The sequence below is a fragment of the Mesorhizobium sp. M4B.F.Ca.ET.214.01.1.1 genome (assembly GCF_004791545.1).
GTDB lineage: Bacteria > Pseudomonadota > Alphaproteobacteria > Rhizobiales > Rhizobiaceae > Mesorhizobium > Mesorhizobium abyssinicae.
Genome location: NZ_SRUX01000015.1, coordinates 99,848 through 121,087 on the forward strand (window position 1 = coordinate 99,848; position 21,240 = coordinate 121,087).

The following is a 21,240-nucleotide window of genomic DNA, read 5'->3' on the forward strand; positions in this document are numbered from 1 at the left end:
CGCTGTCTTAAGCTGCCTTGGCAATGTGCCGGAGCGCAGCGGTGTGAGTCCGGCGTTTGCGACTTGAATTTCTCGCAAGGAGACAATGATGGCTGCTACCCCTCCCATTACGTCCGGCTCTGCAGGGTCGCCGGAACAGAACCTGGACAAGATGATCAAGCACCAGGAGCGCATGTTTGGGCTGGAGATCACGAAAGAGATCGCGAAATCCCAGCATGACATGCTGATGAGCACCGCGAGGACGCTCGGCCAGTCGGCTGAGAAGGCCTAAGGCGGATCTCGAACCCGTACGCCGCCGAAGCAACCGGCGGCGTACTTGCACGGCAGGAACCTTTCAACGCCGTCGTCGCTGCATTTGAAATCGTCATCGGCGGGAGATGAAGTGGCATGACCGATAGTCCTATCGGCAGGTATCTGGATGCGGCGCCAGCGCGCCGGCTGCGGTCGATCATCGCCCCCTCCCCGGCATCCGGAGGTTTCGTTGTGCTCAGCGTCACCCACGGATTCCACGCCGGCGCCGAACTCAGCCTGGTGGAGACGCTGTACACGATCGGCTCCAGCACGGAGTCCGACATTGTGCTGAGGGATGCCGGCATCGCGCCGGTCCACGCAAGGCTGCGGCGCAAGGGCAGCCAGTTTGAAATCGAGGCCGTCGGCGGCGATGTCACGCTCGCCACAGGCGAAACCATCCATGAAGGCCACGGCAGCCGCTGCAGGCTGCCGCTCACCGTAAGTGTCGGCGACGCCCGTATCCGGCTGGTCAACCCGGAACGCCCCGCAAGTCGGTGGTCCTTTTCCAATCGCCCCGTGCTGGTGGCGGGCAGCGTTCTGTGCGCCGTATTCGTTCTTTCCCTCGCCGCGAACGGGCTCTCTCTCGCCAAGCCCGATGTTGGCGAGACGCGCCCCTCGAAAGATGGCGAACCGATCAGAATGGCCTTCGCCGGCGAGCCGGGCCAACAGGTCCTGGACGATTCGTCGCCGGCGCAAATGCAGACCGCCGCCGAAGCGGAAAGTCAGCTCAAGCTGCGTCTCGAGCAATCCGGCATAAGGACCTTGACCGTTCAGCGATCGCCGGGACGTCTCGTGGTCTCGGGCATGATCCCGAATGACCAGAGCGGCGTCTGGACGGAAACGCAATCGTGGTTCGACCAGGCCTACGGCGCACACATTCCGCTGGTCTCCAACGTCATGATCGGCAACGCCGAGCAAGCCCCGCGCCTGACGCTGCAGGCGATCTGGTATGGCGAGCGGCCTTACGTCATCGCAGCCGATGGCGCGCGCTACCACGAAGGTGCGTTCACCAATGACGGCTGGACCATCAAGCACATCGGCGAGACGGAACTTCTCCTGACGAAGGGCGGCGCCACGGTCGCGCTGAAATACCCGTGAACCGTCGGCTTGAAGGGCCGCGATTCGATTCGGCAAGGATGGACACGGCTGGCCGCGAGGTGCGCCAGGCGGAAGGCGTGCGCGGTCAGGCAATCAACCGGCGACGGATGAATGGCGTCGACAAGGCCGCGAGCCGTGCTCAGGGAACGAAATCCGCCGCTGGTGCTGAAAGGCCGCAAACCGCGGAGTTTCAGTCCTCCAGGGAAGCGGCAGGCGAATCGCTTGATGACATCCTCATCGACTTCGTCATGCCCCGTATACCCGAGCCAGCCATCCTGCGGCGCTCCGTGCCTATCCTCCAGCATTTTGTGACGCACCTGGTTCCCAACCTCGAGGGCGGCGAGCAGCTCAAGTCGCTTGCGAGAACGCTGATGGAGGATGAAATCGAGCGTCATCGCGACCTGCTTGGTCGCATGCAGGAAGGAATCGAAATCTGACCGGCCCGGATGACACCGTGCATCTGCTGCATGTCCTGGGCTTTCTCTACGGGTCTCACGGGCAGGCAAAGCGGGGCGCGGCCTATCTGCTTATCGCCGCGCAGCTGTCGCCGGGAAATGCCGGCGTGCTGAGGACATTGGCGCATCTGCTCATCCTCGATGGCGAGGCGGAAAAGGCGCTGGCCACGATTGCCAGGCTGGAGACCTTGGAAGGAATGGACCATCCGGCGCTTGCCTTGCTGAAGAGCCGAGCCTTGCTCGTGGCGGGGCGCAAGACCGAGGCGCACAGCGCCCTGCTGAGTTTCCTTTCGCAACGAGGCGTTCAATGAACATGACCGTGTCGGAGCGGGTGCTGCAATTCCTTGCCAGGCTGTCACGCCGCAGCGACCTGGTCATCGCCGTCCTGCTGCTCGTCGCGGTGGTGATGATGCTCATTCCGTTGCCGACATTCCTCGTCGACATTCTCATCACCGCCAACATCGCCATCAGCGTGCTCATCCTGCTGGCATCGTTTTACGTTTCCCATCCGCTCCAGTTCTCGTCGCTGCCGTCGGTCATCCTGATCGCCACCTTGTTCCGGCTGGCGATCACGATCACGACGACGCGACTGATCCTGCTGCAGGCCGATGCTGGCGAGATCATTACCGCCTTCGGCACCTTTGTCGTCGGCGGCAGCATTGCGGTCGGCCTGGTCATCTTCCTGATCATCACCGTCGCACAGTTCATCGTGGTCGCGCGGGGTGCCGAGCGCGTCGCCGAAGTGGCCGCACGCTTCACACTCGATGCACTGCCGGGCAAGCAGATGAGCATCGATGCGGAGCTGCGCAACGGCGACATAGACCAGGCGGAGGCGCGACGCCTGCGCCAGCAGTTGGAGCGCGAGAGCCAGCTGTTCGGCGCGATGGACGGCGCCATGAAATTCGTCAAGGGCGACGTCATCGCCGGTATCGTGATCATTCTGGTCAACCTGATCGGTGGTTTCGCGGTCGGAACGCTGCAGCACGACATGTCATTGGGGGATGCGGCCGCGACCTACTCGCTGCTCACCGTGGGTGACGGGCTGGTGGCGCAAATACCGGCACTGCTCGTCGCCGTGGCCGCAGGCACGATGGTGACGCGTGTCGGCAGCGCGGACGGAACGGGCGACCTTGGCCAGCAAATAACCAGCCAGCTCCTGCGCGACTCCCGAGCGCTCGCGCTCGCTGCGGTGATCATGGTCGGCCTGGCCATCGTGCCAGGCTTCCCGTCGATCGTGTTCCTGATCCTCGGCGCCTGCTTCGGCGCAGGCGCCTACGCAATCAGTCGCCGCACCGCCCGGGAATCCGAGCCTGACGACGCCGCCGGCCAGATCGCCATGCGCGAACAGCCGGGAAATTCCGCAGCGCTTTCAGCAATCTCCACCGGAACGCTGCCTCCTCCCTACCGCATCGTCGTGCGCTTCGGAGCCGAACTCGCACGCTCGATCCCGGAGCCCGAATTTGCCGCGCTGGCCGACGGCGTGCGCCGCGAGCTCTTCGGCGATCTCGGTGTCGACGTTCCGGCCATCGGCCTGCAGGTCGACGAGATGCTTTCGCCTCGCGGCATCCGCATCGATCTGGAGGGTGCGCCCATCCTCGACGCCGAGATTCCCGCCGACCGCGTTCTTGTCGAGGCGGATGCAACGCATCTCGACCTGCTCGAGGTGGCTTACGAAGGCGGTTCTTCGATTGCCGGCCAGCGCAGATTCGTGTGGGTCGACGACAGCCACCTGCCGGCATTGAGGGAAGCCGGCTTCGTCTTCTCCACGCCGGCGGAAACAGCGGCCAAGTGGACCGGAAATGCGCTGCGGCTCTATGCCGGCCATTTCGTCGGGATTCAGGAGACACGCAGGCTCCTGTCGGACATCGAGCCGGACTACGCGGATCTGGTCAGGCAGGCTCAGGAGATCGTGCCGCTGCAGAAGATCGCGGAAGTGCTTCGCCGGCTCGTCGGCGAGAACGTGCCGATCCGCAATCTGCGCCTCATCCTGGAAGCGCTGATCGAATGGGGCCAACGCGAGCAGGACGTCGTCCTGCTGACGGAATATGTCCGCACGTCGTTGAAGCGCCAGATCAGCTTCCGCTCCGCCGGCCGCAACAACATCATCGCGGCCTACGTGCTGCAGCGGTCGGCCGAGGATATCCTGCGCAACGCTGTGCAAGGCACCTCGACCGGCACATTCCTGAACCTTTCGGACGATGACGCGCAGGCCCTGGTGACGGAGATCGAGCGAGCCCTGTCGCAGAGCTCCATCGATGTCTCGCCCGTCGTCCTGGCCGCGATGGACGTGCGCCGGCACATGCGCACCTTGCTGATGCACAATGCCATCGAGCTTCCCGTCCTGTCGTTTCAGGAACTCGCGCAGGAATTCAACGTCCAGCCTTTGGCCACGATCACCGGCCGCACGGTCAGAACCGGCGCGCGCTCGCAGGCGCTGCCCTCGGCTCAGGCGAAAGCCGGGCAAGAGGCTGCCTCATGACGGCAGCCGGACGGACGGGGACATTAGGGGAATCAGGAGAGGAACGGGCTGACAATCCACGATACCGCAGCGCTCGCATCGCTGCCGCACATCGGCCCACTGGAACCACAACTGTGCGGTAAGATTGCAACATGGCCGAAGACGCTGAGGAAAAGAAGCTACCGGCATCGGACAAGAAACTCCGTGACGCCCGCCGCAAGGGCCAGGTTCCGCAGAGCCGCGACCTGGTCTCCGGCTTCACGCTTTTCGCGGCGCTGGCGTATCTCTATTTCGCCTGGCCGACGCTCTTCAAGCGCCTTTCGGACCTCGTGCAGACCGTGACGATGCCCGGCGAACCGTTCGGGGACGCCAGCCTGCGGGCCATCCGCCATTCGTTCTCGCTGCTGATGCTTGCTACATTGCCGCTGGTCGGGATCGTCGTCGTTCTCACCGTTGCCTTCGGCATGCTGGGGACGTTCGGACCGGTCTTCTCGTTTGAACCGCTCAAGCCGCAGTTCGATCACATAAATCCGGCGAAGGGCCTGCAGAAGATCCTGTCGCTCCGCAACGTCATCGAGTTCGCCAAGGGCCTGGCCAAGGTGGTGTTGCTGGCAAGCCTGTTCGTGTTCATCCTGATGGCGTGGCTGCAGCCGCTCTTCGATGCGCCGGGCTGCGGTCCGTCATGCCTGGAGCCAATCATCACGGCGGTGTTGACACCTCTTGGAATCGCCGCCGCCCTGGCCTTTGTCGTCATCGGCGTGATCGACGTTCCGATCCAGCGCTGGCTGTTCCTTCGCGACATGCGCATGACGACAACCGAATACAAGCGCGAACACAAGGATCTCGAAGGCGATCCCTTGATCCGCCACGAGCAGCAGCGGCAGCGGCGCCAGGCGGTGACGCAACCTGCGAAGCTTGGCGTGAGAAATGCGGTCATCGTCTTCGTGACCGGCGACTGCGCCGTGGCGTTGCGTTACGTCAAAGGCGAAACGCCGGTGCCGACCGTCGTCGGCAAGGGCCAGGGCCGCGCGGCCGACGAGATGGCTGCGCAAGCACGCCAGGCAGGTATTCCAGTAGTCGACGATGCGACAGTCGCGGAACCACTTTTCGAGCGCGCCAATACGGGAACATATATCGGCCAGGACATGTTCTCACCTGTCGTTCGCCACCTCGTCCGCCACGGGCTCACCTGAGGCAAAATCCTGCGGTTCTTTTGCAGTCGCGATGTGGAAACGAACCCGACAGTCAGGGTATGAGCGCGGCTGGGTATCTGATGGAGAACCGCTGGCCAAACGGCCGCGATCTCATACCGTCCACATCGTGGAGTGGAGCAGAGCTTGCATGTGCTCTGGCAAATCCAGTTCGCCGCGCGCCTCGATCTCGAGAAGATACGTTGCCTTGGCAAAGCGATCGCCTTGCGTGGCCACGGGAAAAGCGCAGATGGAGATCAGCGCCCTCTCCTCTTCCCGGCTGGCTCCATCGTAGTCGCGGCTGTTGGCACCCGTTTCGTGGACAGCTTTGAGGAACGCCGCATATGCCGTCTTGTGCCCGTCGATCAACGCTCGCAGTTCGTTCGACGGTTCTGCCTCTAGACGCGATGCCTCGGCGGCGAGTGACGTGGCTGATACGGTCAAGGCGACGGCGGCGGTGCCTGACCGAAAGAGCACAGTGCGACGGCTGATCCTGGACGTGGGAAACGCTCCTCTCATTTCAGAACAGCACGTAACAGCTGTCCTCGATCGTGGGACCCTAACATGGCGGTTAGCCCATTTATGTCAGGATGACGCTCGAAGCCGGCACGGTTATCGCACAAGGTCAGTTCCTGGCCTGCCCCGCCTTCGAAGAACGCGATGGCGACCTTGCCAGCAAGTCTCATATCTCTCCATTGCCGGAACCATCGGGGAAGACGCTTGCGTTGCACAGTCCGATTATCTGAACGCCCTTTTAGCTTCCTTGTTTGAGGTCGCCGGCGCTGGGAGTAATAGTCGGCCCGGAATTCGTGAGGAGGAGACGATGACGCTGAACTTCGACCCGAGGGCGAAGGCCACGGCGCTCTACCATGGCGAATTCCGGCCGATGTTCATCGGCGGCAAGTGGGTTGCGGCGCAATCCGCAGAGGTGATGCAGGCGCTGAACCCGGCGACGGGAGAGGTGCTGGCGACAGTGCCGCGCGGCTCGGCCGCCGATGTCGACGCGGCGGTGGCCGCGGCGCGCGCTGCCTTCGAAGGCCCCTGGTCCGAATTCTCGCCCTACGAGCGGCAATGCGTGCTGCTCAGGATCGCCGATCTGTTCGAGACGCATTGGGAAGAGCTCTGCGTCTCCGACACGCTCGACATGGGGCTGCCGATCACGCGCACGCTGGCCAACCGGCGCCGCGTCATCGGCATGCTGCGCTTCTATGCCGGCATGGCGACCGCGCTGCATGGCGAGGCAATCGACAACTCCATTCCGGGCGAAATCGTCACCTTCACCCGCCGCGAGCCGGTTGGCGTCGTCGGCGCCATCATTCCCTGGAATGCGCCGACCGCCGCCTCCATCTGGAAGATCGCGCCGGCGCTGGCGACCGGCTGTACCATCGTGCTGAAGCCGTCGGAGGATGCATCGCTGACGCCGCTCCTGATCGCGAAGCTGATGCAGGAAGCCGGCGTTCCAGACGGCGTCGTCAACATCGTCACCGGAACCGGCGCCGAGGCCGGCGCAAGGCTTGCCGAACATCCGGACGTCAACAAGATCGTCTTCACCGGCTCGACGCTGACCGGCCAGGCGATTGCCCGCGCCGGCGTCGCCAACCTCAAGCGCGTTTCGCTGGAGCTCGGCGGCAAGTCGCCGATCATCGTCTGCCGCGACGCCGATATCGACAAGGCGGTGCCGGTCGCGGCGATGGCGGTGTTCGTGCATTCGGGCCAGATCTGCATCGCCGGCTCGCGGCTGTTCGTGGCGCGCGAGATCCATGACGAGTTCGTGCGCCGGGTCGCCGAGTTTGCCGGCAAGCTGCGCATCGGCCACGGCATCGAGGCGGAGACCGAAATCGGGCCGCTCATCAACTCAAGGCAGGCCGGCAAGGTGGAAGGCTACATCAAGGCCGGCAGCGACGAGGGCGCCGAGCTGGTCGCCGGCGGCTCGCGGCTGACGGGCGAGCTCTATGACGGCGGCAACTTCATCGCCCCGACCGTCTTCGGCGCGGTGTCGGACAAGATGACCATCGCACGCGAAGAAATCTTCGGGCCGGTCATCTCGGCAATGCCCTTCGACACGCTGGATGAGGCCGTCGCGCGCGCCAACGCGACACCTTACGGCCTGGCGGCGGGTATCTTCACCACCAATCTCGGCACCGCGCACAGGCTGGCGCGTCGCGTCAAGGCCGGTTCGGTCTGGGTCAACATGTACCACGCCATCGACCCGGCGGTGCCGTTCGGCGGCATGAAGATGTCGGGCTACGGCCGCGAAGGCGGCGTCGAGCATCTGCACGAATATTTGGAGACGAAGTCGGTCTGGATCCAGACTGACTAGGCATACCCCTAAGTCAGTGAGCCAAGCTCCCGCAGATTGGTGCGGATCAGGTTCATCAGCTGCTCGGAGAACGAGTGGTGCACGTAACCCCGGGCGGTGATGATACCGACCGCGCGGTGGGCGTCGCGATAGTCGATCGGCACCACCCGCATGCGCTCGTCGTTGCGCGAGATAGCGATGCCAGGCAGAAGCGAAGGCGGCTAGCCACCCATCCAAGGCATATCGATCGCCCCGAGCGATAGGACGATCCCGAGGGCCACCAGCGCAACGCCCACGCTACCTTCGAAGCGCCGGCCACGGGGCAGCAGCTTCTCGACGAAGACAACCAGCGTCAAAAGCAGCATCCAGGCGAGGCTCATGACGCCGGTCGCGACCAACACGGCAAACAGCGCCCAGCAGCAGCCAAAGCAATATAGGCCGTGGCGCAGCCCCATCTTGAGCGCGCCAACACGTCCGTCGCGCCAGTGCTGCGCAACGAAAGCGAGCGGCGAGCGGCAGTGGCTGAGGCAAACATGCTTGAAGGTTGTGAATTGGTAGAGCCCGGCGACGCCAAGCGTGGCGCCAAGCGCGAGCGGTGCCCATTTCGAACGCTGCGGTGGATCGAGGCTCGTTGCAAAGCCGCTGCCGAGCTGGACCAGGACATATACGACAAGGCCCGCGGCCGCCCAGATGAGCAGATAGCCCGCGACAAAGGTCCACGTCGGGACGGCCACGCCTTGTTCGCGCCTCGCCTGCGCCGCCGCGAACATAAAGATCATAGGCGCCGCAGCTGGCAGCATCATGGCAGCCATCATCACGGTCCACACAGCGAGAAAAGCGGCAGCGCCGGCAACCGACCAGCCGTCGGCGGCAATTCCGGCCATCGCCATGCCGGCCATGCCTTCCATACCCGCCATGCCGCCGCGCACGGCAATGCCCATGGGCATATCCATGCTGAAGGTTTGGTAGAGGGTGAGCGCCCACGCCGCTGCCGTCAGCCCGACCAGCGATGCGAGCAGACCGAACGGGATGCCGCGCAGATTCCGGGTTAGCCGCCGCGATGTCCTGGGGAACGCGTCAGCCATCGCCGTACCCTAGTTCGGGCCGGTCCAGTCGAACGGAATGTGCTTGCTCGAGCGGGCCGTTCCGGTCCAGTCGAACCCGAAGCCTTTGGCGCTCACCTCGACAGAGCGCCCCCAGGTGGCAACCTGGCCCGGGCCGACCTCCGAACCAGGCGAGTTGATCGTCTGCACCCGCTTGCCGGGTGGGGTGGTGGGTCCGGAAAGCGCTTCCGCGTGACCGACGACGAGGCCAGGAATATCGACGCGCCAGGTGGCCAGGTCGCCCGCCACCTCGAAAGTGATCGGCACGAACTCCATGCCACGCATCTCGCCGACATTGGCGGCAAAGCCCGCCGGCCAGCCGCCGGCCTGGCCACCGAAGATCATCTGCAGGGCTTCGCGTTGCCGCTCGTTCGCCCTTTCGTCGAGATACATGCCCATCACGGCACTTGCCTCGCCAGCCCAGAGATTGCCTTCAAACTCGCCGAGCGCCACCAGTGTCAGGCCGTCGAGCTTGACGTCGCCATACTGACCCTCGCGCACATGCCAGGCGAGCACACCTTGGCAATGATTGCCGGTGGGCCGCTGTGCGAACTCGCAGGGGCAAGGGATATCGCAGCTGCAGATGTCGAACCAGTCGCCTGCGAGCCGCCATTGAGGTACTGCATTCATGGCCAGTCCTCCCGAAGATCGAGGGATCAGATAGTACGACGATGGCAAGCCGCACTCCAGCTATTCGTGCGCAGCTCTCCGATTTTGAGACTGGCCCTTCACGTTAGCGGTCGAGCGGTTCACGCCTGCAACTGGGCCACTTCGGTCGCGATCTCGGCAACGACCGTCCCCGAGACCGGATCGGTCACGCCGAGGTCGCCGCCAAGATCCTCAAGCATGTCGCGCATCGTATCCAGAAGCCCGATCATCTGCGGCCGCGCCGCTGCGAGACTATCCATGTCGTTCCATTCGCCGACGATGCAGAAGGTTCGGTCGCCAGTCCTGATGAGCGCACCTTTGCGGAAACCCTTGACGTCGAGCTTTGCCTTCATGTGCGCATCGATGAATGCCTGCTCCCTGCCGGGCTTGGTGCGGAACCGGACGACGTTGTAAGCGGTCATGTCTTCCTCCATTCAATCGCTTTCACGCAAAGAACCTTCGGGACGTGCCTCGATAGGCGTGTTGAACGGCGTCTCGTGGCGCGGCCTTGGCGACAGGCCAGTTCCCGTTGCGGGGTAAGGTTCTCGCTGTGACAGTCAGTTGTTCGATCCGTAGCGACTGGCCGTTACAGCTTCACAGTAACGTGACCGCTGATGGGAATTCTCAGCGAGAGGGGGGACTTCGAGTCCGCTGCCGCATGGGGCCAACAAGCTAGCTCAGAAACCCCGGCTGGCGTCGACGTCCTATCCTGGTGGACTGGACTACGCCGATTTCAAAACATGGCTGTGGTCGAAGTCTACGAGTTTTGGGTAAGCGATGGTTGGCGCATGCGCCAGACCAAGCAGCCGTTCACGGTAACGGCCGAGGAAAATCCGGCGTTCGGTGTCGCTGATGCGCGCAGGTGCGTGCACGAGGAAAGGCTCGATCACCTGAAGCCGACAAAGTAGAGCATACCGTGATTGATCGGAAATAGAATTGCACCGATTGGGCCGTTCAATCCTCGGTCGGAATAGATCGGCGGCGGCCCGCCGATCGTGACGGAACACATCGCGCGCTTTCCTGAGAAGACGCCGCGATCATACCATTTGCCGCCGCCATAAATACGGCCCCCAGACGCGAACACCCGGTCGACCCAGCCCTTGAGAATCGCCGGCAGCCCGAACCACCAGAGCGGAAACTGAAGGATCAAGGCGTCACACCAGAAGAGCTTGTCCATCTCCGCCTGGATGTCTGGAGCAAATCCGTCGTGGGCGGCCGCATTCGCCTCCTCAGTCTGCTGGTGGTAGTAGTTCGCGTCTCGTACGGTCGTGAAGTTGCGGCGATCCGACACTGGGTTGAACCCCATGGCGTAGAGATCGGAGACAACGACCTCGTGTCCAGCCGCGACAACGCCTCCCGAGCCGATCGGGTCAGGGCACCGTTGAAGCTGTTGGGCTCGGGGTGCGCGTGGACGATGAAGATGCGCATCGTGCTTTCGCCGCCCGGTCGGACTGTTCATTTTGCAGATGCCGAAAGGGTTCGCTCGGCGACATAGTCGAGAGAGAAGACGCCGGCGCCGCGTGTCAGCACGAGAAACAGCAGCGATGCCCACAGGAGGTGCTCGGCCCAGTTCTCCGGATAGACGAAGATCTGGATAACGGAGACGACGCCGAGCAGCATCAGGGCCGCAAGGCGCGAGAACAGTCCAAGGAAAATCAACACCGAGCCTGTGATTTCGGCCGTCGTTGCCAAGGGCGCGGCGATCGACGGATCGATGAGCGGCAGATTGTATTCGCTGGCGAACAGCTGCAGCGTCACGGGCCAGGATGCGAGCTTGCTCTGCGCCGATTGCCAGAAAACATGAGCCACCGCCACACGAGCAGCGAGCTGGATCAGTGAAAACGGAAGGTACTCGGGCAGCTTGATGATACGCTTGTAGAGGCCGACAACGCCGGCCGGTTTGGACGAGGATTGCTCCGATATTGCGGTCATGACCGTCTCCGTCAGTTTGAGGGGGAATTCGCGGCGATCCGCACGTCGGTGACGAGCCTGTCGCGGAACAGACGCACAAGGGCTGAAACCAGGTCGAAGGCCGGGTCGAGCGCCAGGGCACGGCCGGTGGCATGATCGAGACCGAAACCGTGCTTCAGCGAATGCCAGAAGGCGAAGCTCGCGCGGTCGAGCAGAAAAAGCCGCACGTAGTTCCCCGATCGCCACAGCGCCACGCGTTCGGGACGCCTTGTCCAGGTGATGTTTTCGTCGACCGCCGTCCCGTGTTGATGCGCCATCCATACCGACAGGATCGACCAGTGCGAGATGATCAGTCGCAGTGAGGGCTGGAGCAAGATATCCGGCGAGAACCCAAGGTCGGTGCTGTCGTATTCTGCGAGGCTGCGGGGCGGCAGCGAAGCCGTATCGAGGGCCTCAGCTATGGCCCATTCGAGCCGAGCCGTCTCGGCGACGATCGGCATGTCGGACAGCGTGTCGATCGTCTTCAGGAAGCGTGGGAATCCGGATCCATAGCGCGAAAGACGCGATTCAGCCGGCGGATACCGTCGAATGAACTCGCTCGCCACGTAGCGGAAAAAGCGTTCGTCTATCAGCCGGACGGTGACAGGAAACACCGACATCAGCGCCGCGGTGAGCGAGCTGCGCGTGTTGTTTTGGTAGATACGCAGGCGGGCCAACGGATCGGCCCTGCCGGCGGTCAGCACATTCGCGGCGACAACTGGCTCCATGGCCAGCACTGCCCGCGCGATGGTGGTCTGCAGGTGTTCAAGCGGCAACATGGTATTCCTCCTCGATTGAGACAAGCGCCGCGGGCATGCACGACCTGGCGCACCGGGCAGCTGCAAACGCCGCAAGGACGGGCATGCTGGTCGTCGTTTCGGCCTCGACAGAAAGGCGGATCGGCGGCGCTCGTGTTTCGGTCGTTTGCTCACGTCGCGCGGCTTGCTTGCGGCTGAACATGATCGACGCGGTGAGCATGTCGGCCCACATCGCTTCGCCAAGCAGCACGTCGAGGACGGGAACGTCGGTGTCCCACTCGATCAGGGTGGGACGCGGTCCGAACCGGTCTATGGCATGCTGGTAGAGCGCCCAGACGACCGGCGGCACGCGCGAGCCATGGTCGTCGATGAGCACGGTGTCGGTCCCGACGTGATTGGTTGCGTGACCGGCAAGATGAATCTCCTCGATCGCCGCCGCCGGCAGCGCATCGATGAAGGCTTTGGCGTCGTATTGCAGATTGTGCGCCGAAACCTGGACGTTGTTGACGTCGAGCAGCAGGCCGCAGCCGGCCCGCGCCACGAGCTCGGACAGGAATTCGGCCTCGCTCATCGCCGAATCGGCAAAGGCGACATAGGCCGACAGGTTCTCGATCAGCACACGCCGCTTCAGCGCGTCCTGGACGGTCTCGACGTTGCGCGCCACGATCGCCAGCGCGTCTTCGTCGTAGCGCAGCGGCAGCAGATCGTTGAGGTAGGCGCCGTCGGCGACGCTCCAGGCCAGATGTTCGGAGACGAGATCGGGCTGGAAGCGCTCGCAGACCTTGCGCAGTCGCTCCAAATGATCGCGGTCCAAGCCTCGCGCGCTGCCGAGCGACAGGCCGACGCCATGAACGGAAACGGGATAGATCTCGCGCAATCTTTCCAGCGCCTCGACGCCGGCGCCCTCCCCCATGTAGTTCTCGGCGTGGACCTCAAGCCAGCCGGCGGAGGGCCGCCTCGTCAGCATCTCTGTGATGTGAGGCGAGCGAAGACCGATGCCCGCCGATGCGGGGATCGCGAGGGACTGAAACGCACGGGACATCGGTCTGCTCCTTTCAAGGGTTGGCTCGAAGTCTGGATTGCTCAGGCTTTCGGCTTGTCGCTGCCGCCGGTGATCTTGGCGCAGCTGCCTGCGGGCACGTAGAGCCAGGAATCCGGCTGGTTGTCGGCGGTTGCGGTGCCGGCGCAGGAATGCGTCGCGGTCTGGCAGTCGTTCTGGCCGGCCTTGACGACGCCGTAGCACTTCTCGAAGGCGAAGCCGGGCTTGGCGGCCGGGCCGCTGTAGGCCGCTGTCGCGGCAAGCGAAGTAGCGGCCGCGAGGGCCGATCCGATGAGGGTCTTTGTGTTGATCACAGGCTTGTCTCCTGGTTGGCGTTTCAAGTGAAAGACCGGCCTCGAGGCCCGTCTGCAGATCAGTCTGTCCGATCGTGACGCCGAGCTGAAATGCTGTCTCGGCATGGATTTGATACGCACTCCCTATGTCCCGGAAGGCGGCGCGAAAAGGCCCTCCGGCGGGGGCACCGGAGGGCTTGGCACCTGCGTTCGGGAGTATGCGATGCAGGCGCGGCTAGGCGGGGAGCGAGGCGCCTAGATGTATCGTCGCTCGCTGGCTGCGACCGGGCTTTCATCAGCGCGCAGAGGATCAGCGGCAAGCCAGGCTGCTGCACGCTGCCGCCCCCTGTCGCGCATGTCGGTCAGTTCGCCCCAATCGGTCCAGGGCCGCAACAGCAGCGGAGCTCCGGCACGGTGTCGACTGTCGAATATGGTGTGAACCGGCGCGCATTTCGTCAGGCAATGACCGGCTGCGGTGCTGCGAGCCGGACACGGCGTGGTGAAGACGGAAGGCTTGCCGGCGATAATCAGGCGATGGCGACCTTCAGCTGATACGAGGCGCGGCGACTGGAAGACGTCGCCCTCACCCCAATAGGCATCGCCGTCGATCTCGACAGGCGGCGAAAGGAAGGGGATCGTGGCTGCCGCGACGATCGCATCGATCGACAACCGGTCGCTCGTGAATATCTTTACCGCATCCGTGCGCGCGTTGACGGCTAACACGCCCAGTTTCACCGGGCATTCCTCATCACGGATTTGCTTGAGATCAATTGACTGTTCCAGGATAGATCGAAGCAGGCTGGCTCTGTCATCGGAAAAGACCGAAGCGTGGCTGATGCGCCGCCAGAAATTGGCCAGTGCCGTCCGCGCGCCGCGCCTGCCGCCGACGCTCAGGCCGTAGGCAAAGACGGATGCCTCCATCGCTGCGAAACCCGACGCCGTGACGCCGTTGACGCGGCAGTTCGTTTCGTCCAGCAGGCGATCGAGCACGCCCCAGACGAACGCGCCATGGGCATCGTTTGCCAGCACGATGTCGATCGTCCGTTCCTCCAAGCCAAGATCCACCGCTGAAATGGCGGCCTGGTCCGGTCTAATCGGGGACTGGGCAAGCATGGTTTCGTCTCCATCCCAAGATCGTCAACAAGGCGACTGGAATGAGACTGCCGCATCTTCTTGATCAGCCGAAATGCCAAGGTGGCATGAAGTCCATAGGCAGATTGCATTGGCTGCCGGTCTTCGCGCGCCGCACTCTTCATCCCGATCAGACGAGGCGACGCGCGTTGCCAGCCCTGGCGCTGTTGCCAGAGCCGCCGCCTGGAAAGGAGATCAATGATGAGAAGACTACTTGCCTGTCTGGCAGCGTTTGCAATTGGCGTTGGTGCGTACCCTGCGTCCGCCAACCCGTTCAGTGACTTCGCTGCATTTCCGAGCTTCTATACGGACGCCACGATGAAGACGATGAAACCGATGGCTGGGTTCAAGAACGCCTGGTTCGCTCTGTCAAAGCATGATCGCGTCAAGATGACAAAGGCATGCAACGACCCGGCGATGAGTAAGCCCCACGCCCAGTTCTGCGCCAAAGTCCTCGCTTTGGGCGGAGCTGACTAGCAGTGCGATCGTAGGCATCTACGAGATGCACGCCCGGCATAACCTCGATACGCAGATGGCATTGGCAGCTTGCCGGCTGATTGTCGCGAGATCAAAGCCAGCAACGAGAAACCCAGAAATTCTCAATTGCTGTCAATCAATCAAGCGGTTGTCGACAGGACGACTACCCGACCAGAAAAGGACTTGAAAATGAATCCAAAAGCTATCTGCCTCGGCGTTTTTGCCCTTTCCGTTCTTGGCGGCGTTGCCTTCGCCGGCGCCCTCGACGAGCCTTCCAACATGCAGCCCTTCTTCACCGACGCCAGCATGAAGACGATGAAGTCGAGCGCCGATTTCGAGACGGCGTGGAAGGCCACGCCGAAATCGACGCAGAACGCAATGATGAAGGAATGCAACGACGCCGCCATGAGCAAGCCGCATGCGCAGTTCTGCGCGCAACTCTTTGCCCTCGGCCATCACAGCTGACGCTACACGACCAGATGGCGGGCCTTGGCCCGTCATCGTCGCATGACGAAACGCTATTGACTTTATAGCCCCCGCGCATTGGCGCGATCCCGTTCCTTGCGGCAGTCTTCGAGCTGGAAATGCACCTGCGCTGCTCGAGGGACGATACTTATGGACATCCATCACATCCGCTACTTCCTGGCCGTCTGCGAGACCCGAAATTTCACGCGCGCGGGCGAAAGGTGCAACGTCACCCAGCCTGCGCTGTCACGTGCGATCCAGCAGCTCGAGGAAGAGGTCGGCGGCCTGCTGTTTCGCCGCGAGCGAAACCTGACCCACCTCACCGATCTGGGTGCTTTGCTGCGGCCGCGGTTTCAGCAGATCCTCGATGAGCTGACCGGAGTGCGGCAGGAGGCCTCGAGATTCCTCTGCCTGGAGAACGCCAACCTCAAGGTTGGCGTCATGTGTACCATAGGCCCGCGCCGCTTCACCGGCCTGCTGGCCGATTTCAACAGGCGCCAGCAAGGCATTCAGCTGCAGCTTGTCGAAGGTGTGCCCGCGTCCCTGTCGCAACTGCTGGAGGCGGGTGAGATCGATGTCGCCATCATGGCGTCCAGCAACAGTTTTCCGGAGAGGTTCGATGTTACGCCGCTCTACCGCGAGCGTTTCGTCCTCGCTTTCCCCAATGGGCATCGGTTGGCCCGCAACGACAATGTCGCCATCTCCGAACTCGACGGCGAAAATTATCTGAGGCGGCTGAACTGCGAGTATCGCGATCATCTCGCCGGTCTGTGCAACGACCGTGGCGTCAAACTCAGGATCTCCTATGCGAGCGAGCGCGAGGACTGGATCCAGAACATGGTTTCCGGGGGGCTTGGCATCTGCTTCATCCCGGAGTTCAGCGCGGTGATCCCAGGCTTGCAGATCCGGCCGGTCATCGATCCCGAGGTCTGGCGGGAGGTCTCTCTGGTGGTCGTGGCGGGGCGCAGGTTCTCGCCGGCCGCCTCTGCCTTCGTCAACAGCGTCAAGGCGCATGGCTGGCCTGAGAGTGCCCTCGCTCAAGCAATCCGTAAGACCGCAGCCTGAAGAAAACTGAAGAAATGGTTGTGGCGCGCCTCAAGTCCTGTCGTGCGCCTTCTTCATGCATCCAGGACAGCCAACGATAGTTTTCAGGTATCGAATTAAGAGCCAGTCAGCATTTCTCTTTCATCGAGGCTCCCGTCACTCTCCTCTCATGCCCCGCTTCCGCGATTGGGCACCGACAAAGGAGAAATCGACATGGCTTCCAAGACTATTGCATTGCAGGTGCCGCTGAAGCTGGCGCTGACACTCGGACTTCTCACCGCCACCGCCGCGTTTTCGGTGGCCCCGGTTTTCGCCGGCGACTGTCCTGCCGGCCAGGCCGCGACGACCGACATCCAGGAACATCCCAGCAAGCCGGTGGGTGTGACCGACACGGTCCTTTCCGCAATCGATCTGAGCAGCAAGGGCGAGGCCTGGAAAGGCAACATGCTGCGCCTTCGCAAGCTCGTCGTTCAGCCCGGCGGCGTCGTGCCTTGGCACGAGCACAATGTCCGCCCGGCCAACATCCTGATCGTCGAGGGTTCGATCACCGAATATCGCAGCACCTGCAAGGTCGGCATCGAACATCCGGCCGGTGACGTGACCGCCGAGTTCGGTCAGCTTGCCCACTGGTGGAAGAACAATGGCAAGGTTCCGGCCGTCCTCTATTCCGCCGACGTCCTGCCGCCCGCGATGCACGAAGACCACATGATGTGAGCCGTTCGTCGCGGCCAAGCTATCCCGACATCAGAAACCAAAAGCCCGTCCTCTGGCGATCGCCCGGGGACGGGGCAACGGAGCCTGTCATGACGACGAGTGAACATACCGAACCAACGCGGCTTCGCTCAGTGGCCGCAGACGGCTGGCGCTTCGGCCTGATCGCCTTGATTGCGTTCCTGACGCTCGTTGATCTGTTTGCCACCCAGGCCATCCTGCCTTCGCTGGTGGTGAAATTCGGCGTCAGCCGCGCCACCATGGGCTTCGCCGTCAACGCCAGCACGTTCGGCATGGCGGTGGCGGGCATCGCCGTCGCGCTCTTCGGACGCGGCATTGATCGCCGCAACGGCATCTGGATCAGCCTGGTCATCCTGGCGATACCGACAACGCTGCTTTCGCAGACCGACAGCATCGTGGTTTTTGCTTTGCTGCGCATAGCGCAAGGCCTCTGCATGTCGACCGCCTTCACGTTGACGATGGCTTACCTGGCAGAGCATTTTTCCGCTCGGCAGACGACCAGCGCGCTCGCGGCCTATGTGACCGGCAATGTCGCCAGCAACTTCTTCGGCCGGCTCATGTCGGCTGCCGTGGCCGACACATTCGGCATCTCTTCAAACTTCCTGACTTTCGCCGCCCTCAATCTGTTCGGCGCCGCTCTTGTCTGGTTCACGCTGCAGAAGACCTCGGCCATGATGCGTGGGGACGGGACTGGCGGGACTGCCCGCGGGGCCTGGAAAGCACCATTGCAAAACGTCGAGCTGCGCGCCTGTTTCGCGATCGGCTTCCTGATCCTCTTCGTCTTTATCGGCACGTTCACCTACGTGAACTTCCAGCTCGTAGCAGTGCCCCTGTCTTTGACCCCGATGGCCCTCGGCGTGGTCTACTTCGTCTTCCTGCCCTCAATGTTGACTACTCCACTCGCCGGGCGCGTGGCCTCGCGTCTCGGGCCGAGGGTGGGGGTCGGACTGACGCTCGGGCTGGCGATCGCCGGTTTGCTTCTGCTGCTCGCTCCGAGCCTTCCCGTCGTCCTCGCCGGAATGGCGCTGGTTGCTATCGGCACCTTCCTTGCGCAGGCGATAGCGACCGGACATGTCAGCCGGACCGCCGCGCGCGATCGCGCCGCCGCGAGCGGCATCTATCTCGCGTCCTACTACGGCGGCGGCCTCGCCGGCAGCTTCGTCATCGGACAAGTCTACGACCGCATTGGGTGGACCGCCTGCGTGGCCGTGCTTGTCGCCGTTCTCGCCAGCGCGATTGCGATCGCGCGTGTGCTGCAAACACCGAAGGCCTGAGCATCAACCTGAAAAACTGTTATCCAACCAAGGAGACTGACATGATCAACCAACTGAAAACTCTGCTCGCAGGCGCCGCTCTGCTGATCGCCGTTGCCCTCCCGGCAGCCGCATCGGACGGCGTTGTCACCGTAAAGAGCGACTATTCCGTCGCCGAGACCGTCGCCCGCATCAAGAAGGACGTGCTCAAGAAAGGCATCAAGTTCTTCGGCGTCATCGACCAGGCACGGCTTGGCAACAATGCCGGCAACGATGTCAGGCCTTCGCGGCTCGTCATGTTCGGCAATCCGGCCCTCGGCACGACGTTCATCACCTCAAATCCCGAGGCCGGCCTGGACTGGCCGGTGCGCGTGCTGGTCTACCAGACGCCCGACGGGCAAGTTTACGCTGCCTACAGCGACTTCGACTGGATTGCCAAGCGCCACGGCATCACTGACCGGCAGGCGCAGTTCAAGATGGCCACCGAGGTGATCCAGTCCGTGACCTCGACCGTCAAAAAGAACTGAGCGCCGAGATCCAGTGGCCGGGCATGCGAAGCACGCTGGCCGGCGCCGGCGGCCCCTACTCGGCGGCGGACAGCGCTTTCACCCGCTCGCCGAACCACTTCTTCTGCGTGGCCTCGCGCACCAATGCGCCGACCGCGGGCGAATGCCTGCGGCCGCGCACCGTGACGAGATTGACCTCCCGCCAGAATTCCGGTTCGGTGATCGGCAGGGGCACCACGCCAGGATGCTTGGCGGTATGCTCCGGCATGAAGCCGAACCCAAGCCCGGCAGCGATCATCGCCAATGTCCAGTCGTCTCGATCGCTCCAGTAAACCGGACTGACGGTGACGCCCTGCTCCGCAAGGATGGCGTCCGCGTAGCCCGCGAACTCGCAATTGTTGCGGTGGATGTAGCTTTCGTTGCTCATGTCCTTCACCCGCACAACGCGCTGGTTGGCAAGGCGATGGGCCAGGTGAACGGCCATCACCATCTGCTCTTGGAACAGCGGCAGGGAGTGCACTTCCTCGTCGGGGACGTCTGAAGGCAACGCGTAGATGGCGGCCTCGAGTTCACCCTCGAGCAGCCTTCTCCTGAGGCTCACGGCGTCCGCATCGCAAAGATGCAACTCGACGCCGGGGTGGTGCGCGCGCACGCCCGCGATGAGCTCGATGATCTCGTCCGGAGCGATCGTGCTCATGATGCCAACCTTGAGCGGCATCTTCTTCAGGGTCACGTATTGTTCGGCAATCTGCTTTGCCTGGCGAGAGTTCTCGAAGACGCCCTCGAGATAGGTCTCGACCATGCGGCCGAGTTCGGTGAGGTGAGTGAAGCGGCGCTCACGGTGGAAGAGCGGCCCGCCGAATTCATCCTCGAGAAGTTTGATTGCGCGCGACAGCGCGGGCTGCGTGACATTGCACTGCTCGGCCGCCCTGGTGAAATTCAGCTCCTTGGCGACGGCCAAGAAGTATCGGACCTGGCTGATCTCCACTGCACGCTTCCCCTCGGGGCGGTTCCGGATGCCCCGGCGTTGCCGAGCAATATTACTAGCTGCCGTAACGTCAAACAACCCGGCCTGCGGACCTGCACCCCGAGGCGCGCCGGTCAGACTGTCGGCTATCGAATCCATGTCTCAACGGCATTTCCGCGGTTTCAGGCGGCTCGCCATACTGGTCCGCAGATCCAGAGCCGAGCGCTGCAGCTCGGCGCCAAGCAGCCGCCGGCCCATTTGCCTGCGGTTCCAGACACAGGGAAACAACGATGCTCAGTGGCAAGACAGCGCTCATCACCGGTTCGACCAGCGGCATCGGGCAAGGCATAGCCGAAGCCTTCGCCGCCAAGGGCTGCAACATCGTCCTGAATGGTTTTGGCGATGCCGTCGAAATCGAACGCCTGCGGGCGAAGCTCGCCGGCGATCACGGGGTCACCGTCCGCTACGACAATGCCGACATGAGCAAGGGCGTTGCGATCACGGCGATGATGGACAAGGCCATCGATGAATTCGGCTCAGTCGACATACTGGTCAACAACGCCGGCATTCAGCATGTCGCGCCGATCGATGACTTCCCGATCGAGAAATGGGAGGCGGTCGTCGCGATCGATCTTATGTCTTCGTTCTATACGATCCGGCGCGCGTTGCGGGCGATGAAGGCACGCAAATGGGGTCGCATCATCAACGTGGCTTCAGCACACGCACTCGTCGCATCGCCCTATAAGTCCGCCTATGTCGCAGCCAAGCACGGGGTCGCCGGCTTGACCAAGACCGTCGCGCTGGAAGTCGCCGAACAGGGCATCACCGTCAATGCCGTCTGCCCCGGCTACGTGCTCACGCCGCTGGTTGAGAAGCAGATCCCGGACACGGCGCGAGCCCGCGGCATCACCGAGCAGCAGGTGATCAAGGATGTGTTGCTCGCGGCGCAGCCGACCAAGCAGTTCGTCACCGTCGAGCAGGTTGCCGCGCTCTGCCTGTTCCTGGCGTCGGACGAGGCGGCGTCGATCACCGGTGCCGTGATGCCGATCGAAGGCGGTTGGACCGCTCACTAGACCTGCACGA

General features: G+C 63.0%; 27 protein-coding genes. 15 read left to right on the forward strand and 12 right to left on the reverse strand.

The window, feature by feature from the left end; translation table 11 throughout:
* The first annotated feature begins 88 nt into the window (after positions 1 to 88).
* The 6 genes from EN857_RS26165 to EN857_RS26190 all read left to right on the forward strand — a co-directional run bounded on the left by EN857_RS26165 (position 89) and on the right by EN857_RS26190 (position 5,495).
* Entirely contained in the window at positions 89 to 271 is a 183-nt protein-coding gene (locus tag EN857_RS26165) for a hypothetical protein (protein ID WP_126092905.1), read from the forward strand.
* A 116-nt stretch (positions 272 to 387) separates the two neighbouring features.
* Positions 388 to 1,389 (forward strand): EscD/YscD/HrpQ family type III secretion system periplasmic domain-containing protein, encoded by a 1,002-nt coding sequence (locus EN857_RS26170; protein ID WP_127393864.1) that lies wholly within the window; start codon positions 388 to 390, stop codon positions 1,387 to 1,389.
* Positions 1,390 to 1,427: 38 nt separating this feature from the next.
* Entirely contained in the window at positions 1,428 to 1,826 is a 399-nt protein-coding gene (locus EN857_RS26175; RefSeq protein WP_127393865.1) for a hypothetical protein, read from the forward strand.
* 17 nt (positions 1,827 to 1,843) lie between these two features.
* Positions 1,844 to 2,155 carry a hypothetical protein gene (locus tag EN857_RS26180; protein ID WP_245455579.1) on the forward strand — a complete coding sequence of 104 codons (312 nt, stop codon included), beginning with the start codon at positions 1,844 to 1,846 and terminating at the stop codon, positions 2,153 to 2,155.
* Positions 2,152 to 4,323, forward strand: a complete 2,172-nt coding sequence (gene sctV, locus EN857_RS26185) for a type III secretion system export apparatus subunit SctV (protein ID WP_245493316.1) — start codon at positions 2,152 to 2,154, stop codon at positions 4,321 to 4,323. Before EN857_RS26180 ends, sctV begins: the two co-directional genes overlap by 4 nt.
* A gap of 131 nt (positions 4,324 to 4,454) precedes the next feature.
* On the forward strand, positions 4,455 to 5,495 hold the full coding sequence (locus EN857_RS26190) for an EscU/YscU/HrcU family type III secretion system export apparatus switch protein (RefSeq protein WP_127393978.1): 1,041 nt from the start codon (positions 4,455 to 4,457) through the stop codon (positions 5,493 to 5,495).
* Positions 5,496 to 5,606: 111 nt separating this feature from the next.
* Here the strand turns inward: EN857_RS26190 and EN857_RS26195 are convergent, their stop codons facing one another.
* Positions 5,607 to 5,936, reverse strand: coding sequence for a hypothetical protein (locus EN857_RS26195; RefSeq protein WP_245493315.1), 330 nt, complete (start codon positions 5,934 to 5,936; stop codon positions 5,607 to 5,609).
* Between the two features lie 379 nt (positions 5,937 to 6,315).
* Here EN857_RS26195 and EN857_RS26200 point away from each other — a divergent pair, with 379 nt between their 5' ends.
* Positions 6,316 to 7,812, forward strand: coding sequence for an aldehyde dehydrogenase family protein (locus EN857_RS26200; RefSeq protein WP_128346199.1), 1,497 nt, complete (start codon positions 6,316 to 6,318; stop codon positions 7,810 to 7,812).
* Between the two features lie 8 nt (positions 7,813 to 7,820).
* On the opposite strand, the gene EN857_RS26205 is transcribed toward EN857_RS26200, so the two are convergent.
* The 4 genes from EN857_RS26205 to EN857_RS26220 form a co-directional block, all read right to left on the reverse strand.
* Complete coding sequence (locus EN857_RS26205; protein WP_187331466.1) at positions 7,821 to 7,964, reverse strand: hypothetical protein; 144 nt, start codon at positions 7,962 to 7,964, stop codon at positions 7,821 to 7,823.
* 48 nt (positions 7,965 to 8,012) lie between these two features.
* Positions 8,013 to 8,876 (reverse strand): DUF2182 domain-containing protein, encoded by an 864-nt coding sequence (locus EN857_RS26210; RefSeq protein WP_127392679.1) that lies wholly within the window; start codon positions 8,874 to 8,876, stop codon positions 8,013 to 8,015.
* 9 nt (positions 8,877 to 8,885) lie between these two features.
* The gene (locus tag EN857_RS26215) at positions 8,886 to 9,524 is read right to left on the reverse strand and encodes a DUF1326 domain-containing protein (protein ID WP_127283291.1); all 639 of its coding nucleotides are present in this window, start codon (positions 9,522 to 9,524) and stop codon (positions 8,886 to 8,888) included.
* A 119-nt stretch (positions 9,525 to 9,643) separates the two neighbouring features.
* Positions 9,644 to 9,964, reverse strand: a complete 321-nt coding sequence (locus EN857_RS26220) for an antibiotic biosynthesis monooxygenase (protein WP_127392678.1) — start codon at positions 9,962 to 9,964, stop codon at positions 9,644 to 9,646.
* Between the two features lie 318 nt (positions 9,965 to 10,282).
* Here EN857_RS26220 and EN857_RS35260 point away from each other — a divergent pair, with 318 nt between their 5' ends.
* Positions 10,283 to 10,450, forward strand: a complete 168-nt coding sequence (locus tag EN857_RS35260; protein ID WP_210235149.1) for a hypothetical protein — start codon at positions 10,283 to 10,285, stop codon at positions 10,448 to 10,450.
* Here the strand turns inward: EN857_RS35260 and EN857_RS26225 are convergent.
* From EN857_RS26225 to EN857_RS26250, 6 genes are all read right to left on the reverse strand, one after another.
* A complete protein-coding gene (locus tag EN857_RS26225) occupies positions 10,429 to 11,001 on the reverse strand; it encodes an NAD(P)H-dependent oxidoreductase (RefSeq protein WP_210214002.1) in 573 nt (190 codons plus the stop codon). The genes EN857_RS35260 and EN857_RS26225 overlap by 22 nt on opposite strands.
* Positions 10,998 to 11,474, reverse strand: coding sequence for a DoxX family protein (locus EN857_RS26230; protein WP_127392677.1), 477 nt, complete (start codon positions 11,472 to 11,474; stop codon positions 10,998 to 11,000). Before EN857_RS26230 ends, EN857_RS26225 begins: the two co-directional genes overlap by 4 nt.
* An 11-nt stretch (positions 11,475 to 11,485) precedes the next feature.
* Positions 11,486 to 12,271: a DNA-binding domain-containing protein gene (locus tag EN857_RS26235; RefSeq protein WP_127392676.1), complete on the reverse strand. Its 786-nt coding sequence runs from the start codon at positions 12,269 to 12,271 to the stop codon at positions 11,486 to 11,488.
* Complete coding sequence (locus tag EN857_RS26240; RefSeq protein ID WP_135859332.1) at positions 12,258 to 13,292, reverse strand: DUF692 domain-containing protein; 1,035 nt, start codon at positions 13,290 to 13,292, stop codon at positions 12,258 to 12,260. The genes EN857_RS26235 and EN857_RS26240 overlap by 14 nt, the downstream gene beginning before the upstream one ends.
* Positions 13,293 to 13,333: 41 nt before the next feature.
* The gene (locus tag EN857_RS26245; RefSeq protein ID WP_127283463.1) at positions 13,334 to 13,603 is read right to left on the reverse strand and encodes a DUF2282 domain-containing protein; all 270 of its coding nucleotides are present in this window, start codon (positions 13,601 to 13,603) and stop codon (positions 13,334 to 13,336) included.
* Between the two features lie 234 nt (positions 13,604 to 13,837).
* Positions 13,838 to 14,695, reverse strand: coding sequence for a hypothetical protein (locus EN857_RS26250; protein WP_135859333.1), 858 nt, complete (start codon positions 14,693 to 14,695; stop codon positions 13,838 to 13,840).
* A 219-nt stretch (positions 14,696 to 14,914) separates the two neighbouring features.
* Here EN857_RS26250 and EN857_RS26255 point away from each other — a divergent pair, with 219 nt between their 5' ends.
* The 6 genes from EN857_RS26255 to EN857_RS26280 all read left to right on the forward strand — a co-directional run bounded on the left by EN857_RS26255 (position 14,915) and on the right by EN857_RS26280 (position 19,211).
* Complete coding sequence (locus EN857_RS26255) at positions 14,915 to 15,190, forward strand: hypothetical protein (protein ID WP_128346197.1); 276 nt, start codon at positions 14,915 to 14,917, stop codon at positions 15,188 to 15,190.
* 189 nt (positions 15,191 to 15,379) lie between these two features.
* Positions 15,380 to 15,655: a hypothetical protein gene (locus EN857_RS26260; RefSeq protein ID WP_127392673.1), complete on the forward strand. Its 276-nt coding sequence runs from the start codon at positions 15,380 to 15,382 to the stop codon at positions 15,653 to 15,655.
* Positions 15,656 to 15,805: 150 nt separating this feature from the next.
* A complete protein-coding gene (locus EN857_RS26265; protein WP_127392672.1) occupies positions 15,806 to 16,720 on the forward strand; it encodes a LysR family transcriptional regulator in 915 nt (304 codons plus the stop codon).
* A gap of 192 nt (positions 16,721 to 16,912) precedes the next feature.
* Positions 16,913 to 17,413, forward strand: a complete 501-nt coding sequence (locus EN857_RS26270) for a cupin (protein ID WP_127283467.1) — start codon at positions 16,913 to 16,915, stop codon at positions 17,411 to 17,413.
* Between the two features lie 89 nt (positions 17,414 to 17,502).
* The gene (locus tag EN857_RS26275; protein WP_127391597.1) at positions 17,503 to 18,705 is read left to right on the forward strand and encodes an MFS transporter; all 1,203 of its coding nucleotides are present in this window, start codon (positions 17,503 to 17,505) and stop codon (positions 18,703 to 18,705) included.
* 41 nt (positions 18,706 to 18,746) lie between these two features.
* Positions 18,747 to 19,211, forward strand: coding sequence for a DUF302 domain-containing protein (locus EN857_RS26280; protein ID WP_127283469.1), 465 nt, complete (start codon positions 18,747 to 18,749; stop codon positions 19,209 to 19,211).
* Positions 19,212 to 19,266: 55 nt separating this feature from the next.
* Here EN857_RS26280 and EN857_RS26285 read toward each other — a convergent pair whose 3' ends face one another.
* Positions 19,267 to 20,178, reverse strand: a complete 912-nt coding sequence (locus EN857_RS26285; RefSeq protein ID WP_127283470.1) for a LysR family transcriptional regulator — start codon at positions 20,176 to 20,178, stop codon at positions 19,267 to 19,269.
* Positions 20,179 to 20,447: 269 nt separating this feature from the next.
* Between EN857_RS26285 and EN857_RS26290 the strand changes: the two genes are divergently transcribed.
* Positions 20,448 to 21,230 carry a 3-hydroxybutyrate dehydrogenase gene (locus EN857_RS26290; RefSeq protein ID WP_127391595.1) on the forward strand — a complete coding sequence of 261 codons (783 nt, stop codon included), beginning with the start codon at positions 20,448 to 20,450 and terminating at the stop codon, positions 21,228 to 21,230.
* Positions 21,231 to 21,240 lie beyond the last annotated feature (10 nt).

What these genes read in the sequence shown, in the direction of transcription:
- EN857_RS26165 (WP_126092905.1), top strand. Translation starts at nt 89, where the DNA reads ATGGCTGCTACCCCTCCCATTACGTCCGGCTCTGCAGGGTCGCCGGAA.
- EN857_RS26170 (WP_127393864.1), top strand. Translation starts at nt 388, where the DNA reads ATGACCGATAGTCCTATCGGCAGGTATCTGGATGCGGCGCCAGCGCGC.
- EN857_RS26175 (WP_127393865.1), top strand. Translation starts at nt 1,428, where the DNA reads ATGGACACGGCTGGCCGCGAGGTGCGCCAGGCGGAAGGCGTGCGCGGT.
- sctV (WP_245493316.1), top strand. Translation starts at nt 2,152, where the DNA reads ATGAACATGACCGTGTCGGAGCGGGTGCTGCAATTCCTTGCCAGGCTG.
- EN857_RS26190 (WP_127393978.1), top strand. Translation starts at nt 4,455, where the DNA reads ATGGCCGAAGACGCTGAGGAAAAGAAGCTACCGGCATCGGACAAGAAA.
- EN857_RS26200 (WP_128346199.1), top strand. Translation starts at nt 6,316, where the DNA reads ATGACGCTGAACTTCGACCCGAGGGCGAAGGCCACGGCGCTCTACCAT.
- EN857_RS26205 (WP_187331466.1), bottom strand. Translation starts at nt 7,964, where the DNA reads ATGCGGGTGGTGCCGATCGACTATCGCGACGCCCACCGCGCGGTCGGT.
- EN857_RS26210 (WP_127392679.1), bottom strand. Translation starts at nt 8,876, where the DNA reads ATGGCTGACGCGTTCCCCAGGACATCGCGGCGGCTAACCCGGAATCTG.
- EN857_RS26215 (WP_127283291.1), bottom strand. Translation starts at nt 9,524, where the DNA reads ATGAATGCAGTACCTCAATGGCGGCTCGCAGGCGACTGGTTCGACATC.
- EN857_RS26220 (WP_127392678.1), bottom strand. Translation starts at nt 9,964, where the DNA reads ATGACCGCTTACAACGTCGTCCGGTTCCGCACCAAGCCCGGCAGGGAG.
- EN857_RS35260 (WP_210235149.1), top strand. Translation starts at nt 10,283, where the DNA reads ATGGCTGTGGTCGAAGTCTACGAGTTTTGGGTAAGCGATGGTTGGCGC.
- EN857_RS26225 (WP_210214002.1), bottom strand. Translation starts at nt 11,001, where the DNA reads ATGAACAGTCCGACCGGGCGGCGAAAGCACGATGCGCATCTTCATCGT.
- EN857_RS26230 (WP_127392677.1), bottom strand. Translation starts at nt 11,474, where the DNA reads ATGACCGCAATATCGGAGCAATCCTCGTCCAAACCGGCCGGCGTTGTC.
- EN857_RS26235 (WP_127392676.1), bottom strand. Translation starts at nt 12,271, where the DNA reads ATGTTGCCGCTTGAACACCTGCAGACCACCATCGCGCGGGCAGTGCTG.
- EN857_RS26240 (WP_135859332.1), bottom strand. Translation starts at nt 13,292, where the DNA reads ATGTCCCGTGCGTTTCAGTCCCTCGCGATCCCCGCATCGGCGGGCATC.
- EN857_RS26250 (WP_135859333.1), bottom strand. Translation starts at nt 14,695, where the DNA reads ATGCTTGCCCAGTCCCCGATTAGACCGGACCAGGCCGCCATTTCAGCG.
- EN857_RS26255 (WP_128346197.1), top strand. Translation starts at nt 14,915, where the DNA reads ATGAGAAGACTACTTGCCTGTCTGGCAGCGTTTGCAATTGGCGTTGGT.
- EN857_RS26260 (WP_127392673.1), top strand. Translation starts at nt 15,380, where the DNA reads ATGAATCCAAAAGCTATCTGCCTCGGCGTTTTTGCCCTTTCCGTTCTT.
- EN857_RS26265 (WP_127392672.1), top strand. Translation starts at nt 15,806, where the DNA reads ATGGACATCCATCACATCCGCTACTTCCTGGCCGTCTGCGAGACCCGA.
- EN857_RS26270 (WP_127283467.1), top strand. Translation starts at nt 16,913, where the DNA reads ATGGCTTCCAAGACTATTGCATTGCAGGTGCCGCTGAAGCTGGCGCTG.
- EN857_RS26275 (WP_127391597.1), top strand. Translation starts at nt 17,503, where the DNA reads ATGACGACGAGTGAACATACCGAACCAACGCGGCTTCGCTCAGTGGCC.
- EN857_RS26280 (WP_127283469.1), top strand. Translation starts at nt 18,747, where the DNA reads ATGATCAACCAACTGAAAACTCTGCTCGCAGGCGCCGCTCTGCTGATC.
- EN857_RS26290 (WP_127391595.1), top strand. Translation starts at nt 20,448, where the DNA reads ATGCTCAGTGGCAAGACAGCGCTCATCACCGGTTCGACCAGCGGCATC.